The organism is Streptomyces sp. NPDC002788, from assembly GCF_053592115.1.
Genome location: NZ_JBSFVB010000005.1, coordinates 394472 through 410734, shown reverse-complemented (window position 1 = coordinate 410734; position 16263 = coordinate 394472). Strand labels below are relative to the sequence as shown.

The window sequence follows — 16263 nt, the reverse complement described above, 5'->3', positions numbered from 1 at the left end:
GGGACACCCAGCCGCCCGGAGTCTCGGGAGGCGCTGCGCGGCCGTCAGGCCTTCGCCAGCTCCTTCTCACCGCCCGGCTCGGCCACCTCGACGTGGTCCTCGGCCGGGCCGCCGTGGCCGTCGTCCAGCAGCGTCTTCTCGTCGAAGGGCAGCTGACCGGCGAGGACCTGGTTGACGCGCTCCTTGTCGATCTCCTTCGTCCAGGTGCCGATCAGCACGGTGGCCACGGCGTTCCCGGCGAAGTTGGTCAGGGCGCGGGCCTCGCTCATGAAGCGGTCGATGCCGACGATCAGGCCGATGCCGTCCACCAGGGCCGGCTTGTGCGACTGCAGACCACCGGCCAGCGTCGCGAGACCGGCACCGGTGACACCGGCGGCACCCTTGGAGGCGACCAGCAGGAAGAGCAGCAGCGGGATCTGCTCGCCGATGGACATCGGCGTGCCCATGGCGTCGGCGATGAACAGCGAGGCCATGGTCATGTAGATCATGGTGCCGTCGAGGTTGAAGGAGTAGCCGGTCGGGACGGTGATGCCGACCACCGGCTTGCTGACGCCCAGGTGCTCCATCTTCGCGATGAGCCGCGGCAGCGCGGACTCGGAGGAGGAGGTGGACAGGATCAGCAGGAACTCCCGGCCCAGGTACTTGAACAGCGTGAGGATGTTCAGGCCGGAGATCACGCGCAGCAGGATGCCGAGCACGATGAAGACGAACAGGAAGCAGGTGACGTAGAAGCCGAGCATCAGCACGGCGAGGCTCTTGAGCGCGTCCAGGCCGGCGGAGCCGGTGACGGCGGCGATGGCGCCGAAGGCACCGATCGGGGCGGCCCACATCACCATGGCGAGGATGCGGAAGACGAGCCGCTGGATGTGCTCGATACCGCGCAGGATCGGCTGGCCGGCCGAGCCCATGCCCTGCAGCGCGAAGCCGGCGAGCAGGGCGATCAGCAGGGTCTGCAGAACCGACTCGTTGGTGAAGGCGGAGACGATCGTGGTCGGGATGATGCCGAGCAGGAACTCCGTGGTGTCCTTGGCCTCGGCGTCGACCTGTGCGTGACCGGCGTCCTTGATCGCGTCGGTCACCGCGAGGCCGGTGCCCGGCTCCAGGATGTTGCCGACGACCAGGCCGATGCTCAGCGCGACCAGTGACATCACCATGAAGTAGCCCATGGCGATACCGCCGACGGCTCCGACCTTGGCGGCCTTCCGCACCGAGCCGATGCCCAGCACGATCGTGCAGAAGATGATCGGCGAGATCATCATCTTGATCAGGGCCACGAAGCCGGTGCCGATGGGCTTCAGCCCGACCGCGAAGTCGGGTGCGGCCAGACCCACCGCGATACCGGCGGCGACCGCGATGATCACCGCGATGTAGAGATAGTGCGTGCGGTCCCGCTTTGCCTTGGGTGCGGCAGGTGCCGTATCGGCTGCGCTGGTCACGGCGGCCCTCCTTGACGACGTCGTCGGCATCACCGGCGTGCGGCTCACGTCCGGGGGAAAGGGAGCGGGGCTCCCGGAGATGCGTTATGGGGAATGCCGCGACTATGTCCTTCTCTGTGAGCGCGGTCACCCTTCCGTTCATATAGTTCACAATCAGCCACGAGGCAGACTGACGACATGCGCTTCACCGTCCCCGGCCCCCGCAGTCTGGCGGGCCAGCTCTTCGCCATGCAGGCCGTCCTGATAGCGGTCGTCGTGGCCGGATACGCGCTGTTCACCTACATCAGCGACCGCAGCCAGGCCGAGGAGGCCGCGAGGCGCCAGGCCAGGGCGGTGGCGCGCTCCGTCGCCGACTCGCCGTCCGTGCTGGCGGCGACCCGCACCCCCGACCCGTCCGCCGAGCTGCAGCCGTACGCGCTGAAGGTGATGCGGGACACCGAGGTCGACTTCATCACGATCATGGATCCGCGGGGCATCCGCTGGACGCACCCCGACCCGAAGCAGATCGGCCAGACCTTCCAGGGCCACACCGCGCAGGCGCTGAGAGGCCGGACCTTCACCGAGACCTACACCGGCACGCTCGGCCCGTCGGTCCGCGCGGTCACCCCGATCCAGGACGGCCGGACGGTGGTCGGCCTGGTCAGCGCGGGTATCCGGGTCGAGGAGATCACCCAGCGCGTCCAGGACCAGCTGACGGCCCTGCTCGGCGTCGCGGCCGGCGCGCTGGCGCTGGGCGCGGTCGGCACGTACGTCATCAACGCCCGGCTGCGCCGCCACACCCACGGGATGAACGCGGCCGAACTCAGCCGGATGCACGACTACCATCAGGCCGCCCTGCACGCCGTACGTGAGGGGCTGCTGATGCTGGACGGGCAGTACCGTGTGGCGCTGATCAACGACGGAGGGCGGGAGCTGCTCGGCGTGACCGGTGACGTGGTGGGCAGGTCGGTGGCCGAGCTCGGACTGCCGGCCCCGCTGACGGGCGCGCTGCTGGCGTCGGAGCCGCGGGTCGACGAGGTGCATCTGACGGCCTCCAGGGTCCTGGTGATCAACACGTCGCCGGTGTCGGGCGGTGAACGGCGCGGTACGGTCGCCACTCTGCGCGATGTCACCGAACTCCAGTCGCTGATGGGCGAGTTGGACTCTGAGCGGGGTTTCACACAGGCCCTGCGCTCACAGGCGCACGAGGCGGCGAACCGGCTGCACACGGTCGTCTCGCTGATCGAGCTGGGCCGGGCGGAGGAAGCGGTGGAGTTCGCGACGGCCGAGCTGGAGCTGGCGCAGGCCCTGACCGACCAGGTCGTGGCGGCGGTGAGCGAGCCGGTGCTGGCGGCGCTGCTGCTGGGCAAGACGGCCCAGGCGAACGAACGGGGCGTGGAGCTGATGGTGTCCGAGGACAGCAGCCTGGACGACGGCCTGCTCCCCGAGACCCTGCCCGCGCGGGACCTGGTCACCATCCTCGGCAATCTGATCGACAACGCCGTGGACGCGGCACAGGGGAGCGTGCGGGCCCGGGTGACGGTGGCGGCGTACACCCGGGACACCGGGGGCCTCCCGGAACTGGTGCTGCGAGTCTCGGACACGGGTCCGGGCGTGGACCCCGAGCACGCGGAGGCGGTCTTCCAGCGGGGCTTCTCGACGAAACCGGCGGGCCCGGGCGGCCGGGGCCTGGGACTGGCGCTCGTACGGCAGGCGGTCCAGCGGCACGAGGGCTCCCTGACGGTGACGGAGGCCGACGGGGGCGGGGCGGAGTTCGAGGTACGGCTGCCGCTGTGGGAGCCGGAGGCGGCGGCCGAGGGTGTGACGTCCGGGGCCCCGGTGGCCAGAGGCGCTGGAGGCGACGTATGACGAGCAGCGAGAAGGCCATCCGCGTCCTGGTGGTGGAGGACGACCCGGTCGCCGCCGACGCCCACGTGCTGTACGTCGGCCGGGTGCCCGGGTTCGTGGCCGTGGGCAGGGCGCACACGGGCGCGGAGGCCCGCCGGGCCCTGGAGCGCACCCCGGTCGACCTGCTCCTGCTCGACCTGCACCTGCCGGACGTGCACGGCCTGCAACTGGCGCGCTCCCTGCGGGCGGCCGGTCACCACGCCGACGTGATAGCGGTGACGTCGGCCCGCGACCTGGCCGTGGTCCGTGAGGGCGTCTCGCTCGGGGTCGTGCAGTACGTCCTGAAGCCGTTCACCTTCGCGACCCTGCGCGACCGGCTCGTGCGCTACGCCGAGTTCCACGCGGCGGTCGGTGAGGCGAGCGGCCAGGACGAGGTGGACCGGGCGCTCGCGGCCCTGCGCGCACCCGGACCGGCCGCCCTGCCCAAGGGCCTGAGCTCGCCGACGCTGGAGCGGGTGACCATCGCCCTGCGCGACAGCGCGGAGGGCCTCACGGCCGCCGGTGTCGCCGAGACCGTGGGCATCTCCCGCATCACGGCACGCCGTTATCTGGAGCACCTGGTGGACGCGGGCCGCGCGGCCCGCCGCCCGCAGTACGGCACGGTGGGGCGGCCGGAGCTGCAGTACCGATGGGTCACGGGTCAGTGACGGTTCATCAGCCGCCGGTCCAGCCGCCGCACACGCAGTGACCGCCCCGTACCGAGTCCCCTTCGCCCACCGCCCGGCGCGGCCCCGACCCACCCCCGGCGCGGGCGGCGGCCACCGCACGAGACCGGGCGCCGGGCGGCGGCCACCGCGCGCCGCCCGCCGGCACAGTCACCCGGACCATCAGCCGGGTCCATCGCCGCGCCCCCGGCGCACACCGGAGCGCCCGGCAAGGCACTGCTCACCGAGCGCTGCGTCGACGAACTCCCCCGACAGGGCGAGCTGATGCGTCTCACCCAGCGCGCCGCACACGGACCTGGTCTCAGCCGGCCGCCCCCTCCGGCAGCACTCCCGCCCGGAACGGCTCGACCCCCTCCAGCCTCCGCACCCGGGTCGGCTCGATCAGCAGCATCACCCGGCGCTCCCCCGGCAGCAGCCACGGGTACCGGTCCTCGCCGAGGTACTTGCGCGCCAGCCGGTCCATCGCCCGTTCCGCGGCCTCGCCCTCCACGAACCGCACGACCTTCCCGCGGATCTCCGCACGGTCGTACGGGTTGCCGGGGTCGTGATGGGACAGCGAGACGTACGGATTGCGCCGCAGATTCTCCTCCTTCACCCGCCCCACCGAGGTGTTGACCATGACGTACTCGCCCTCGATGTCCGCCCACATGGGCGACACCTGAGGCGCCCCGTCCGCACCCACCGTCGCCAGGTGCCAGAAGTTCGGAGCGAGAAGCCGCTCGCGAATATGCCCGTTGAGCTTGCCGTTCATGTGACCCACCGCCTTTCCGGGCCCACGATCACCGGGCCCGGCGCCATCCTCGCCCGCACACCCGTCCACCCGACAGGCGATCTTCAGCCCGGCAGGAACCAGCCGGTAGCCGTAGGTTCCTACAATCCGTGATCCTGGCCGAACAGACCGTAGTCGCCACTGCCTGGCGCCCCTAGCTTGTGGCCCGTGCGCCGACCTTCACCCCGCCCGAGCGAGTCCACACCCACGACCACGCCCCCGCCCTTCAACGCCCCCGCCGCCCGTCGCCTGCGCGCGGCCCTCGGCATGGCCCCCGAACACGTCGCCCACGGAATGCGGGTCTCGTACGGGCACCCCCACGTCTCCCCGGACCACGTCATCGCCTGGGAACGCGGGATCGCGGCCCCGACCGGCTCCGAACTCACCGCCCTCGCAGGCGTGCTGTGGTGCTCGCCCGCCGAACTCATCGGCAGACCGCGCACCCTGCGCGAGCACCGCGTCGCCCGCGGCCTCGCCCCCGAGGACGTGGCCCGGGCCGTGGGGCACGACGTGCACGCGTATCTGCGCATGGAGGAGACCGACAGCTGGCGCGGCACCGAGCGCCAGTCGGCGGCCCTCGCCGACCTGCTCGGCCTCGGTCTGCCCGACTTCGTCACCGTCACCGGACGGGACGCCAGGCTGGGCGAGCTGCTGCGCAACGCGGCCACCACCCGCTGGCAGGCCCACGTCCGCCCGGTGGCCAAACTCGTGCCCCTGGACCGGCGGTTCCTGGAGTCAGCCCTGCAGGGCCTGCACGAGGACTACCAGGGGCACATGGCAGCCACCCTGAGCTGGGGCGGCGGCAGCGGCCACGCGGGCGACGCCGGCCAGGAGTTCCTCGACCGGATCGTGGAGCATTTCTGGACGAAGCTCCAGGCCGACACCGACCCGAGGCCGAACTGACCGACCCGAGGCCGGACTAGAAGACCGACTCGGCCTCGTCCATCCGGTCCTTCGGCACCGTCTTCAGCTCGGTCACGGCGTCCGCGAGCGGCACCATCACGATGTCCGTCCCGCGCAGCGCGGTCATCCTGCCGAACCGGCCCTGGTGCGCGGCCTCCACGGCGTGCCAGCCGAACCGCGTGGCCAGCACCCGGTCGTACGCGGTCGGTGAGCCGCCGCGCTGGACGTGGCCGAGAATGACCGGCTTGGCCTCCTTGCCGAGCCGCCGCTCCAGTTCGTGGGCCAGCGCCGTGCCGATGCCCTGGAACCGCTCGTGGCCGAACTTGTCGATCGCGCCCTTGCCGTAGTCCATGGTGCCGTCGGCGGGGTGGGCGCCCTCGGCGACGCAGACCACCGCGAACTTCTTCCCGCGGGCGAAGCGTTCCTCGACCATCTTCACGAGATCGGCCGGGTCGAACGGCCGCTCCGGCAGACAGATGCCGTGCGCGCCCGCGGCCATGCCGGACTCCAGCGCGATCCAGCCCGCGTGCCGGCCCATGACCTCCACGACCATCACCCGCTGGTGGGATTCGGCGGTGGTCTTCAGGCGGTCCATCGCCTCGGTGGCGACGCCCACGGCGGTGTCGAAGCCGAAGGTGCGGTCGGTGGAGGAGATGTCGTTGTCGATCGTCTTCGGGACGCCCACGACGGGCAGACCCGCGTCGCTCAGCATGCGGGCCGCCGTCAGCGTGCCCTCGCCGCCGATCGGGATCAGCGCGTCGATGCCGAACTCGTGGATCATGTCGGAGGCGTTCTCGCACGCCTCGCGGAGTCGGTCGCGCTCCAGCCGGGACGACCCGAGGATGGTGCCGCCGCGGGCGAGGATGCCGCTGACCGCGTTCAGGTCGAGGTTGCGGTAGCGGCCGTCCAGCAGGCCCGAGTAACCGTCCTCGAAGCCGATGACCTCGTCGCCGTAGTTGTCGACCGCCCGGTGCACGACCGACCGGATCACGGCGTTCAGGCCGGGGCAGTCGCCGCCTGCGGTGAGAACTCCGATGCGCATCGTGCTGTATCTCCTGCTCGCTGTGGATACCGGTGAGCCACTGCCGATTGTTTCACGCCCCGCACCCCGATGCGGCACCCGACGCTGACGGGCGCCTTATATAGCGTGAGAGGTATTGTCAAGAGGGTTCTGCTCACCTCGGTGGGCGATTTTTGTGCCCCTGGCTGGATAGCCGCTGGCTTGATGTGTACGCCCATTCGAGACGAAACGGAGAGCGCGCGTGACCCGCAGCGTGTATGTGACCGGCATCGACCGCGGCGACGGCCGCCAGGTCGTCGAACTGGGGGTCATGGAGCTCCTCACCCGGCAGGTCGACCGAGTCGGCGTCTTCCGCCCCCTGGTCCACGACGGGCCCGACCGCCTCTTCGAGCTGCTGCGCGCCCGTTACCGGCTCACCCAGGACCCGGCGACCGTCTACGGCATGGACTACCACGAGGCGTCCGCCCTCCAGGCCGAGGCCGGCACGGACGAGCTGGTGTCCACGCTCGTCGACCGCTTCCACCTGGTCGCCCGGGACTACGACGTCGTCCTGGTCCTCGGCACGGACTACGCCGGCACCCAACTGCCGGACGAACTGTCGCTCAACGCCCGGCTGGCCAACGAGTTCGGCGCGTCGGTGATCCCGGTCGTGGGCGGCCGCAAGCAGACCGTGGAGTCGGTGCTCGCCGAGACGCGCAACGCCTACCGCGCCTACGACACCCTGGGCTGCGACGTCCTGGCCATGGTCGCCAACCGGGTCGCCCGCCAGGACCGCGACGAGATCGCCGGTCAGCTCGACTCCCGGCTCCCCGTGCCCTGTTACGTCCTGCCCGACGAGCCGGCGCTGTCCGCCCCGACCGTCTCGCAGATCAGCCACGCCCTCGGCGCCCGGGTGGTGCTCGGCGACGACTCGGGCCTCGCCCGGGACGTGCTGGGCTTCGTCTTCGGCGGCGCGATGCTGCCGAACTTCCTCGGCGCCCTGACCCCGGGGTGCCTCGTCGTCACCCCGGGCGACCGCGCGGACCTGGTCGTCGGCGCGCTCGCCGCGCACAGCGCCGGCACCCCGCCGATAGCGGGCGTGCTGCTCACCCTGGACGAGGTGCCGGGTGACGACATCCTCACCCTCGCCGACCGCCTCGCGCCCGGCACCCCGGTGCTGTCGGTGGCCGGCACCAGCTTCCCCACCGCGGAGCAGCTGTTCTCCCTGGAGGGCAAGCTCAACGCGGCCACCCCGCGCAAGGCGGAGCGGGCACTCGGCCTGTTCGAGCGCTACGCCGACACCGGTGACCTGGCCCGCCGGGTCTCCGCGCCGAGCAGCGACCGTGTGACGCCGATGATGTTCGAACACAAGCTGCTGGAGCAGGCCCGCTCCGACCTGCGTCGCGTCGTGCTGCCCGAGGGCACCGAGGAGCGCGTGCTGCACGCCGCCGAGGTGCTGCTGCGCCGGGGCGTGTGCGAGCTGACCCTGCTCGGCCCGGTCGACCAGATCCGCAAGAAGGCCGCCGACCTCGGCGTGGACCTCGGCGAGTCCCAGCTGATCGACCCGGCGACCTCCGACCTGCGCGACTCCTTCGCCGAGAAGTACGCGGCCCTGCGCGCACACCGGGGCGTCACCGTGGAGCTGGCGTACGACGTCGTCTCGGACGTGAACTACTTCGGCACGCTGATGGTCCAGGAGGGCCTCGCCGACGGCATGGTGTCCGGCTCGGTGCACTCCACGGCCGCGACCATCCGCCCGGCCTTCGAGGTCATCAAGACGAAGCCGGACGCCGACATCGTCTCGTCGGTGTTCTTCATGTGCCTGGCCGACAAGGTCCTCGTCTACGGCGACTGTGCGGTCAACCCGGACCCGAACGCCGAGCAGCTCGCCGACATCGCCATCCAGTCCGCGGCCACGGCCGAGCAGTTCGGCGTGGAGCCGCGCATCGCCATGCTGTCGTACTCCACCGGCACCTCCGGCTCCGGCGCCGACGTCGACAAGGTGCGCGAGGCCACCGAGCTCGTCCGCTCGCGCCGGCCCGACCTGAAGATCGAGGGCCCGATCCAGTACGACGCCGCCGTGGAGCCGTCGGTCGCGGCGACCAAGCTGCCCGGCTCGGAGGTCGCCGGGCAGGCCAGCGTGCTGATCTTCCCCGACCTGAACACCGGCAACAACACCTACAAGGCCGTGCAGCGTTCAGCCGGCGCGATCGCCGTCGGACCGGTGCTGCAGGGTCTGCGCAAGCCGGTCAACGACCTGTCCCGGGGCGCCCTCGTCCAGGACATCGTCAACACCGTCGCCATCACGGCGATCCAGGCCCAGTCCCCCGCCCCGTCCCCGAGCGAGAAGGCGATCGCCCAGTGAGCCCCACCCGTGTCCTCGTCCTCAACTCCGGCTCCTCGTCGGTGAAGTACCAGTTGCTCGACATGCGCGACAGCAGTCGGCTCGCGGTGGGCCTGGTCGAGCGCATCGGCGAGCAGACCTCCCGGCTGAAGCACACCCCGGCCGGCGGGGAGAGCCGCGAGCGCGGCTGTGCGATCGCCGACCACGACGCCGCGCTGAAGGCCGTCGCCGAGGAGCTCGGCAAGGACGGCCTCGGCCTGGACTCACCCGAACTGGCCGCGATCGGGCACCGCGTGGTGCACGGGGGCAAGTCCTTCACCGAGCCGACCGTGATCGACGAGGCCGTGCTCGCCGAGATCGAGCGGCTCATCCCGGTGGCCCCGCTGCACAACCCGGCCAACCTCACCGGCATCCGCACGGCCCGGGCGCTGCGGCCGGACCTTCCGCAGGTCGCCGTCTTCGACACCGCCTTCCACACGACCATGCCGGAGTCGGCGGCCCGTTACGCGATCGACGTGAAGACGGCCGACGAGCACCGCATCCGCCGCTACGGCTTCCACGGCACCTCGCACGCCTACGTCTCCCGCGCCACGGCGGAGCTGCTGGGCAAGGACCCCTCCGAGGTGAACGTGATCGTGCTGCACCTGGGCAACGGCGCGTCAGCCTCGGCCGTCAGGGGCGGGAAGTGTGTGGACACCTCCATGGGACTGACGCCTTTGGAGGGGCTCGTGATGGGTACGCGCTCGGGAGACATGGACCCGGCCGTCATCTTCCATTTGATGCGTGTTGGTGGAATGTCCGCCGACGAGATCGACACTCTCCTCAACAAGAAGAGCGGTCTGATCGGTCTGTGCGGTGACAACGACATGAGGGAGATCCGCCGCCGCGTCGACGCGGGCGACGAGCAGGCGGGGCTGGCGTTCGACATCTACATTCACCGCCTGAGGAAGTACATCGGCGCCTATTACGCCGTTCTCGGGCGGGTGGACGCGGTGGCCTTCACCGCCGGCGTCGGCGAGAACGCGGCGCCCGTGCGGGAGGCCGCCCTGGCGGGCCTGGAGGAGCTGGGCCTGGCCGTGGACGGGGAGCGCAACGCGGTGCGCGGCGACGGGGCGCGGCTGATCTCGCCCGAGGGCGCCCGGGTCGCGGTGGCGGTGGTGCCCACTGACGAGGAATTGGAGATCGCGACACAGACCTACGCGCTGGTAATTGGTTCGGAGAATCACACCTGAGCGGCGTCCCGCCCTTTTGTATTTTTCCGCCTGACGGAATATTCCGTTGTGAAACAAACCGATAGGATCGCCCCATGCGCCGTTCGAAAATCGTCTGTACTCTCGGCCCCGCGGTCGACTCCCACGAGCAGCTCGTCTCGTTGATCGAAGCCGGCATGAACGTGGCCCGCTTCAACTTCAGCCACGGCACGCACGCCGAGCACCAGGGCCGGTACGACCGCGTCCGGGCCGCCGCCAAGGAGACCGGCCGGGCCATCGGTGTCCTCGCCGACCTGCAAGGCCCGAAGATCCGCCTGGAGACCTTCGCCGAGGGTCCCGTGGAGCTGGTGCGCGGTGACGAGTTCACCATCACCACCGAGGACGTCCCCGGCGACAAGACGATCTGCGGGACGACCTACAAGGGCCTGCCAGGCGACGTGACCAAGGGCGACCAGGTCCTCATCAACGACGGCAACGTCGAGCTGAAGGTCACCGAGGTCGAGGGGCACCGGGTCAGGACGATCGTCATCGAGGGCGGCGTCATCTCCGACCACAAGGGCATCAACCTGCCGGGCGCGGCCGTCAACGTGCCGGCCCTGTCCGAGAAGGACGTCGAGGACCTCCGCTTCGCGCTCCGCATGGGCTGCGACCTGGTCGCGCTGTCGTTCGTCCGGGACGCCAAGGACGTCCAGGACGTGCACCGCGTCATGGACGAGGAGGGCCGCCGCGTCCCGGTCATCGCCAAGGTGGAGAAGCCGCAGGCGGTGCAGAACATGGAGGACGTCGTGATGGCGTTCGACGGTGTGATGGTCGCCCGCGGTGACCTCGCCGTCGAGTACCCGCTCGAGAAGGTCCCCATGGTGCAGAAGCGCCTGATCGAGCTGTGCCGGCGCAACGCCAAGCCGGTGATCGTGGCGACCCAGATGATGGAGTCGATGATCACCAACTCCCGTCCGACCCGCGCCGAGGCCTCCGACGTGGCCAACGCGATCCTGGACGGCGCGGACGCGGTCATGCTGTCGGCGGAGTCCAGCGTGGGCGCGTACCCGATCGAGACCGTCAAGACGATGTCGAAGATCGTCACCGCGGCCGAGCAGGAGCTGATGTCCAAGGGGCTCCAGCCGCTCGTCCCCGGCAAGAAGCCGCGTACGCAGGGCGGTTCGGTGGCCCGTGCGGCCTGCGAGATCGCCGACTTCCTCGGCGGCCGGGGCCTGGTGGCCTTCACCCAGTCCGGTGACACCGCCCGCCGCCTCTCGCGCTACCGCGCGCAGCAGCCGATCATCGCCTTCACCACCGACGAGGGCACCCGCAACCAGATGGCGCTCAGCTGGGGCGTGGAGCCCTACGTGGTGCCGTTCGTGAACAGCACCGACGAGATGGTCGAGCTGGTCGAGCAGGAGCTGGTCAAGCTCAACCGCTTCAACGCGGGCGACATCGTGGTCATCACCGCCGGTTCGCCCCCCGGTGTCCCCGGCACCACCAACATGGTCCGCGTCCACCACCTGGGCGGGGCGACGAGCTGACCCGGAAAGGGCCCTGAGGGCCGCTGTACGACGCCGAGGGCGCCCCCTGGGATTCCAGGGGGCGCCCTCGGTGTGTGCGGCTCCCGAACAGGCTGTGAGGGGCGCTCAGTCGGTGATGTAGTTGTGCAGCCCGGGCACGTGCAGGGTCCCGCCGAACTGGCCTGCCTGAGTGACCTTCACGTTGGTGAAGTAGATCAGCGGGATGTTCAGCGGCGGCGGGTGCTCCGGATCGAACGTGATCGGGATCAGGCCGAGCAGGTTGCCGGAAATGCTCTCCGTGTACATCACCGTGTCGCCGTCGGTGATCGTGGACATCGAGCCCTTGGCCGCCTGCACGTGGTAGGTCTTGCCGGACTGCTTGTCCTTGACCGTCTGGTGAAGGTCACCGATGTCGGTGCCGCCGGAGATGACGTACTTCAGGACCTTCTTGACGGTGCCGTTGGCGGTGCGCACCTCGACGATGCCCTTGTAGTCGGCGCCCTTCAGCGTCAGCGAGCTGGCGTTGAGGTACCACGGGTCGTCGGGCAGCGGCACCGGGTTGTCGACGCCGCCCTCGGCGTCGGTGGCGGCCGGGCAGTCCTCGGGGTCCGTGGTGGCGCTCGGGGACGGGCTGGGCGAGGCGGTTGCCTCCGCCGCCTTCCGGGCCGCCTCCTGGGCCGCCTTCTCGACCGCCTTGCCGGCGTCCTCGGCGGTCCTGCCGGTGTCCCCGGCCGACTCGGATGCCTTGCCGGCGGTGTCCTCGGCGGTGTCCTCGGCCGTGCCGGTGACCTTCTCGGCCGTGTCCTTCACGGCCCCGGAAGCGCCCTCGGCCGGCTTCTCGGCGCTCTCGGTCGCCGACGCGGACGGGGTGGGGCTCGGGCTCGCCCCGGCCTTGTCACCGCCGTCGAAGATGCCGCCGATGGCCTCGCCGATGTCCTCCAGCACGTTGCCGCCGCTCTTGGACGGCGAGGGGGACGGCGTGGATGCCGCGTCGTCGCCGCCCGTGGCCGGCTTGCTCGTGGACGGGGCCGGCTCCGGCTCGGCCGCGTCGTCGGAACCTGCATCCGACGACGAGGAACCGTCCTCGTCCGAACCGCCCTGAGTGGCCGAGGGAGACGGCATGGGAGCCGTGTCGCCCTTGTCGTCCGTCGCGCCGTCACTGGCCGAGGGGGACGGCGTGGGCGAGGCGGAGTCGTCGCCCTTGGGGTCCTTCTCGGAGTCCTCCAGGGCCGCCACGCAGTCCTTGTACTCATCGGCCGTCAGGCTCTTCGACGTCGGCGTCGCCGGGTTGTTGCTGTCGGCGATGGCGAGTGTCGACGTGAAGCCCATACCCATGAGCACCGCCGTCGGCATCGCAGCCATGGCTATCGCCTTGCCGGTCGGCCTGTTGAACCTGGTCAACAGCGGCTTCTTGGGTGCCGCGTGGCGCGGCCCGGTCCTCCCACGGGACGCCTCCACATCAGCCCCGTGGGCCACCTCGTCAGCCGGCACTGTGCCTCCCGTTCGCCCCGTTGGCCGGGTTCGTTCCTGACAGATCGTTCGGCTCGCCCACCCCGCCCACGGGCTTGAGCACCGTGGTGTCGTGGTCCGTGGCCCCGGGAGCCCCGCCGTCGCCCGCGGCGGCGTGGCCGGCCGGCTGCCCCGCGGGCCGCGGGCCCGGCGCCCAGGCCACTGCCATCGCCCCGCCCAAGAGGGCGAGGAGGAAGCCGATGAGGAAGCCGCCGAGGTTGGACACGGGGATGGACACCAGCGCCAGCAGGATCGCCGCGACTCCCGCGAAGACACGGACGTGCTTCTGGAACCAGAGACTGACGCCCAGGACGACGAGCAGCACGCCGATGATCAGGGACCCGGCACCCGCGGTGGTCGCCATCGCCAGCGTCAGATGGCCGATCCGGAGGTTCGCGTACGGGAAGTAGGCGATGGGCAGTCCGCTGAGCAGGACGAACAGCCCGGCCCAGAACGGCCGCGTACCCCGCCAGGCGCGGAACTGCTGCCTCCGGAGAGTGAACTGGCCGTCAGCGGCAGGAGTCTCGGCGCTCATGGAAAAACAGCTCCCTGGTACGGCGTTGCTGTGGTGGTGATGTGGGCCGTCCGTGAAGGCCCGGCCGGAAGGTGGACGGGCGGGGGCGCCACCGGCTCCCCCGCCCGTCAAGGAGTGCTTAGTAGCACTCCTTGACACCCGTCGACAGCGACATCTTCAGGCCGCTGAGCTTGAAGGTTCCGGCGGTGGTCGCCCACGCCGTCTGCTTCACGTCGGACAGGATCGCCCGGTCCGCCTGCTGGGCGAAGCCGTACGGGTTCGCCGTCTCACCCTTCCTCATGGCCGGACCCTTGCTGGCGTCCTTGGCGGCCACACCGATGTCGATGTTCTCGAACGTCGCGTCGGCGCTGAGGTCGGCGACATCGATGTAGAGGTTCTGCGCCTCGACCGGCTTCGCCCCCTGTCCCGCACGCAGGATCAGGCTGACGTTCCCGAGCACCGGGATGTTCGGGGTGACGACCGACTGGCACAGGTCCTTGATCGTCGCCGACTTGAACGACGAGACCGCGACCGGGTGCACGGTCTTCTTGCCGTCGGGCGTGTACCCCTCGTCGAGTGCGCCGTACTGCGAGAAGCCCTCACCGACGAGCTGCTTGGTCGTGACCTTGAACGACTGGCCGGAGACACTGAACGACGCGGCGAGAGCGCCCTGCGCGAGGGCGACACCTATCGCAGCCGTGGCGGCGACGCTGGGCACCATGACCACAGCGAACCGCTTCCATCTGGTCCCGCCACGCACCTGGGACTCCATATTTCCTCCTTCTCGGACGTACATCTCCTGCCCTGGCTCGCCGCGAGTCGCGGCTCAGCCGGGCAGGGATGGGAGAAGTGCTACGTCCTCGGGAAGGAGAGCGCCTGCACTCGGTGGCGCGACTGCGCCCGAATCACCGGCGATCACCCCCGAGCGACAACCACTGGTCGCGCCTGACACGCATCACGCACAACCCTGCTGGACAGGCTTCGCCGGGTGAGCGAAGACCCCCCTGCCCAAGAGCCGGCGCCACTGCCGCCGACTCTGCTCGGTGGGGACCCAGGACGTCCCGCGACCCAACCGGCTGCCGGGGTACGGGAATGGACCGAGCGTGGCCGATCGTGGTGCATTCTCGCCGCCCGCACAAGGGGGTTCGTTACTCGCTAGTAACGGCCGGGTAACCGAACAACGACCCATCGGTCTCGGTCGGCGACTCAGGGTGGTCCCGGGCAGCGGTGCAAAGCTGTTGATCAATGGACAGAAACCGACAGATCAACGTCTGCGACTTACTCGCAGTAACAGCGGCCGCGATTACCAAGCTTTGGTAAAGCGCGGCCGCAGTGGCCCTCTGAGGGCATTTTTTTCACACGGGCACCACAGGCCCGCGTGTTTAACGACTGGTCAGAACAGGGCGCGGGCCAGGGCCCTACGAGCCGCGATCACGCGTGGATCCTCGGGCCCGACGACCTCGAACAGCTCCACCAGGCGCATCCGTACGGTGTCCCGGTCGTCACCCACCGTGCGCGCCACGGTCTCGATGAGCCGGCCGAAGGCGTCCTCGACATGGCCGCCCACCAGATCCAGGTCGGCGGCGGCGATCTGCGCCTGCACATCGGCCGGCTTCTCGGCCGCGTCCTTGCGCACCTGCTGCGGGTCGGCGCCCTGCACCCGCTGAAGCAACTCGGCCTGGGCGAGACCCAGTTTGGCCTCCTCGTTGCCCGGGTCCTCGTTCAGCACGTTCTTGTACGCCTGGACGGCACCGCCCAGGTCACCCGAGTCCAGCGCCTGCACGGCGGCCTCTAGGAGGGCGTCGTGGGGGCCGGCCGGCCGCTCGGGGGCCGCCGGGGCGCCGCCCGGCTCGGCCTCGGGGTCGACGACGAGGCCGGTCAGACCGAAGCGCTGCTCGGCGACCTGCACCAGCTGGTCCAGGGTCTGCCGGATCTGCTCCTCACCCGCGGCACCCTGGAAGAGCGGCAGCGCCTGCCCGGCGACCACCGCGAACACCGCGGGGATCCCCTGGATACCGAACTGCTGCATCAGCATCTGGTTGGCGTCGACGTCGATCTTGGCGAGCAGGAAGCGGCCGTTGTACTCGACGGCCAGCCGCTCCAGGACCGGGCTCAGCTGCTTGCAGGGCTGACACCACTCGGCCCAGAAGTCGATGACGACGGGCACCTCGGCCGACCGCTGGAGGACGTCCCTCTCGAACCCCGCCTCGTCGACGTCGATGACGAGATCGGCCGGGGAGATCGCCCCCGACCCGCCCTCACGGGCTGCTTGGGCGCGCGCCTGCTCCGCCTTCGCCTTGGCCTCCTGGGCCGCCTTCACCGCGGCGAGGTCGACGACTCCGCTCATGGACATGTTCCGTGGCTGCATGCGCCTATCCTCCCCCGTACTGCGCGCGCGTGTGAAAAACGGTGTGAAAGCCGGGCCGGTCGAGTGCCCTCCGGCGCCGGGTCCCCACCCCACGCCGTGTGTACCGAGGCCCGTGTACGTCCTGCACGGGCTTTCGCTACGAGTCGTAGCGTAAT

At 70.4% G+C, this 16263-nt stretch carries 13 protein-coding genes; 6 read left to right on the top strand and 7 right to left on the bottom strand.

The features are described 5' to 3' along the window. Window positions 1-44 precede the first annotated feature (44 nt). Window positions 45-1436, bottom strand: a complete 1392-nt coding sequence (locus ACWD1U_RS12960) for a cation:dicarboxylate symporter family transporter (RefSeq protein ID WP_451106983.1) — start codon at window positions 1434-1436, stop codon at window positions 45-47. Window positions 1437-1613: 177 nt separating this feature from the next. Here ACWD1U_RS12960 and ACWD1U_RS12955 point away from each other — a divergent pair, with 177 nt between their 5' ends. Together ACWD1U_RS12955 and ACWD1U_RS12950 are read left to right on the top strand one after the other, a co-directional pair. Then, window positions 1614-3284, top strand: coding sequence for a sensor histidine kinase (locus tag ACWD1U_RS12955; protein WP_451106982.1), 1671 nt, complete (start codon window positions 1614-1616; stop codon window positions 3282-3284). Then, window positions 3281-3970, top strand: a complete 690-nt coding sequence (locus ACWD1U_RS12950) for a response regulator (RefSeq protein ID WP_451106981.1) — start codon at window positions 3281-3283, stop codon at window positions 3968-3970. The genes ACWD1U_RS12955 and ACWD1U_RS12950 overlap by 4 nt, the downstream gene beginning before the upstream one ends. A 319-nt stretch (window positions 3971-4289) precedes the next feature. Here ACWD1U_RS12950 and ACWD1U_RS12945 read toward each other — a convergent pair whose 3' ends face one another. Continuing rightward, window positions 4290-4739, bottom strand: a complete 450-nt coding sequence (locus ACWD1U_RS12945) for a PPOX class F420-dependent oxidoreductase (RefSeq protein WP_403582268.1) — start codon at window positions 4737-4739, stop codon at window positions 4290-4292. A gap of 177 nt (window positions 4740-4916) precedes the next feature. Here ACWD1U_RS12945 and ACWD1U_RS12940 point away from each other — a divergent pair, with 177 nt between their 5' ends. After that, on the top strand, window positions 4917-5660 hold the full coding sequence (locus tag ACWD1U_RS12940) for a helix-turn-helix domain-containing protein (protein WP_451106979.1): 744 nt from the start codon (window positions 4917-4919) through the stop codon (window positions 5658-5660). Window positions 5661-5676: 16 nt separating this feature from the next. On the opposite strand, the gene ACWD1U_RS12935 is transcribed toward ACWD1U_RS12940, so the two are convergent. Next, the gene (locus ACWD1U_RS12935; protein ID WP_451106977.1) at window positions 5677-6702 is read right to left on the bottom strand and encodes an ATP-dependent 6-phosphofructokinase; all 1026 of its coding nucleotides are present in this window, start codon (window positions 6700-6702) and stop codon (window positions 5677-5679) included. A gap of 220 nt (window positions 6703-6922) precedes the next feature. On the opposite strand from ACWD1U_RS12935, the gene pta reads away from it, so the two are divergent. From pta to pyk, 3 genes are all read left to right on the top strand, one after another. Continuing rightward, window positions 6923-9025: a phosphate acetyltransferase gene (gene pta / locus ACWD1U_RS12930; RefSeq protein ID WP_451106975.1), complete on the top strand. Its 2103-nt coding sequence runs from the start codon at window positions 6923-6925 to the stop codon at window positions 9023-9025. After that, window positions 9022-10236, top strand: coding sequence for an acetate kinase (locus ACWD1U_RS12925; RefSeq protein ID WP_451106973.1), 1215 nt, complete (start codon window positions 9022-9024; stop codon window positions 10234-10236). The genes pta and ACWD1U_RS12925 overlap by 4 nt, the downstream gene beginning before the upstream one ends. 74 nt (window positions 10237-10310) lie before the next feature. After that, a complete protein-coding gene (gene pyk, locus ACWD1U_RS12920) occupies window positions 10311-11738 on the top strand; it encodes a pyruvate kinase (RefSeq protein WP_451106971.1) in 1428 nt (475 codons plus the stop codon). Between the two features lie 105 nt (window positions 11739-11843). On the opposite strand, the gene ACWD1U_RS12915 is transcribed toward pyk, so the two are convergent. The 4 genes from ACWD1U_RS12915 to ACWD1U_RS12900 all read right to left on the bottom strand — a co-directional run bounded on the left by ACWD1U_RS12915 (window position 11844) and on the right by ACWD1U_RS12900 (window position 16108). Further along, entirely contained in the window at window positions 11844-13208 is a 1365-nt protein-coding gene (locus ACWD1U_RS12915; protein WP_451106969.1) for a hypothetical protein, read from the bottom strand. Next, window positions 13198-13761 carry a DUF6114 domain-containing protein gene (locus ACWD1U_RS12910; RefSeq protein WP_451106967.1) on the bottom strand — a complete coding sequence of 188 codons (564 nt, stop codon included), beginning with the start codon at window positions 13759-13761 and terminating at the stop codon, window positions 13198-13200. Before ACWD1U_RS12910 ends, ACWD1U_RS12915 begins: the two co-directional genes overlap by 11 nt. Before the next feature lie 118 nt (window positions 13762-13879). Next, window positions 13880-14512, bottom strand: a complete 633-nt coding sequence (locus tag ACWD1U_RS12905; protein ID WP_451106965.1) for a DUF6230 family protein — start codon at window positions 14510-14512, stop codon at window positions 13880-13882. A gap of 621 nt (window positions 14513-15133) precedes the next feature. Further along, the gene (locus ACWD1U_RS12900; protein WP_451106964.1) at window positions 15134-16108 is read right to left on the bottom strand and encodes a tetratricopeptide repeat protein; all 975 of its coding nucleotides are present in this window, start codon (window positions 16106-16108) and stop codon (window positions 15134-15136) included. Window positions 16109-16263 lie beyond the last annotated feature (155 nt).

Bases quoted from the DNA above. Each gene is read 5' to 3' on its own strand.
- pyk (WP_451106971.1), top strand. From the start codon at position 10,311: ATGCGCCGTTCGAAAATCGTCTGTACTCTCGGCCCCGCGGTCGACTCC.
- ACWD1U_RS12910 (WP_451106967.1), bottom strand. From the start codon at position 13,761: ATGAGCGCCGAGACTCCTGCCGCTGACGGCCAGTTCACTCTCCGGAGG.
- ACWD1U_RS12945 (WP_403582268.1), bottom strand. From the start codon at position 4,739: ATGAACGGCAAGCTCAACGGGCATATTCGCGAGCGGCTTCTCGCTCCG.
- ACWD1U_RS12950 (WP_451106981.1), top strand. From the start codon at position 3,281: ATGACGAGCAGCGAGAAGGCCATCCGCGTCCTGGTGGTGGAGGACGAC.
- ACWD1U_RS12905 (WP_451106965.1), bottom strand. From the start codon at position 14,512: ATGGAGTCCCAGGTGCGTGGCGGGACCAGATGGAAGCGGTTCGCTGTG.
- ACWD1U_RS12900 (WP_451106964.1), bottom strand. From the start codon at position 16,108: ATGCAGCCACGGAACATGTCCATGAGCGGAGTCGTCGACCTCGCCGCG.
- ACWD1U_RS12935 (WP_451106977.1), bottom strand. From the start codon at position 6,702: ATGCGCATCGGAGTTCTCACCGCAGGCGGCGACTGCCCCGGCCTGAAC.
- ACWD1U_RS12955 (WP_451106982.1), top strand. From the start codon at position 1,614: ATGCGCTTCACCGTCCCCGGCCCCCGCAGTCTGGCGGGCCAGCTCTTC.